The 1,352-nt window shown below is 63.0% G+C and carries 2 protein-coding genes; both read right to left on the reverse strand.

Going from position 1 to position 1,352, the window contains the following annotated elements; all coding sequences use genetic code 11:
* Nucleotides 1-468 (reverse strand): LysE family translocator (locus AC1D0Z_RS21885; protein WP_477660254.1); only part of this gene is annotated, 468 nt, incomplete at its 3' end.
* Between the two features lie 42 nt (nucleotides 469-510).
* A complete protein-coding gene (locus AC1D0Z_RS21890; protein ID WP_477660255.1) occupies nucleotides 511-1,293 on the reverse strand; it encodes an SDR family oxidoreductase in 783 nt (260 codons plus the stop codon).
* Nucleotides 1,294-1,352 lie beyond the last annotated feature (59 nt).

Consider the following 1,352-nt stretch of genomic DNA (forward strand, 5'->3'; position numbering starts at 1 on the left):
AGCAGCGGGCAAGGGAAACTGTGCGGGCAAAAGGGCTGCGAACACGCTGCTGTAAACCACCACGATCTTCGGGTTACTCAGCTGCGTCACCAGCCCCTGGCGGAACGATTGCAGCACCGTTCGGCGCGAGGCGCCCATGTCGCCGCCGCCCATCTCCAGCGGCTGGCGCGCGCCGCGCCAGATGTTGAAGGCGATCCACATCAGGTACAGACCACCGGCGACCTTGAGCGCGGTGTAGACACCGGGCAAGGCGGCCAGCAGCGCCTGCAGGCCGGCCAGTGCCAGCGAAGCAAACACCAACGCGCCCAGGCCCATGCCCACCGCGGCAGCCAGGCCGTCGGCGCGCGAACGCGAAACCGCGATGCGCGCGACCTGCACAAAGCTGGGGCCGGGGCTGACCACGCCCGCGAGCAAGGCCAGGAAGATCAGGCCTATCGGGCCGAGGTAGGGCACTACGGAATCCATCATGTTGTTTCTCTCTCCACGAATTGATTGGATGTTGTGATCGATTCAAACGCCAAAGCCGTCGTCGGCGRCTATCACCGCGCCGTTGACGAAGTGGCTCTCACCACTGGCCAGCATCACCAGCAATGCATCCAGGTCTTGCGGTTTCCCGATGCGCTTGCGCGGCAACATCTGCACCAGCTTCTTGCCCTGCTCGGTTTCCCAATGGTGATGGTTAATCTCGGTGTCAATGTAGCCGGGGCAGATCGCGTTGACGTTGATGCCGAACTTGCCCCACTCGAGCGCCATTGCTTTGGTCATCTGGACCACAGCAGCCTTGCTCATGCAGTACACACCGATCTGCGGCAGCACGCGCAAACCCGCCATGGAGGCGATGTTGATGATGCGGCCTCCGGCATAGTTGCCCGGCCCGGCGCCGCGGGAGCGGGCCAGCATACGCTTGCCGACCTCCTGCGCCACGAAGAAGGCACCCTTCACATTGGTGTTGAAGATGAAGTCGTAGTCGTCCTCATCCACATCCTGTAGGCGCTGCGTGYTGCTCACACCAGAGTTATTGACCAGAATGTCGATGGGCCCGACTTCCGTTTCGGCATGGGCCACGCCGGCCTTGATGCTGGCGTGGTCCGTCACGTCCAGCTCAACCACATGCGCATCGCCACCCGCGGCCTCAATCTGCGCGCGCAGCTCCTTCAGTTTGTCCAGCCTGCGGCTGGCCAGCACCACGGCTGCGCCGGCACGGCTCAACGTTTTGGCAAACTGCGCGCCCAGCCCGCCGGATGCACCGGTCACGAGGGCGACACGCCCCGACAGATCAATGCTGTAAGCCATTAGAGGCTCCTCTCTCAATTTAAAACCGCACAAAAGAGAACGACCGTTCGCCTCGCCGT

This window comes from Polaromonas sp. P1_E3 (genome assembly GCF_056405935.1).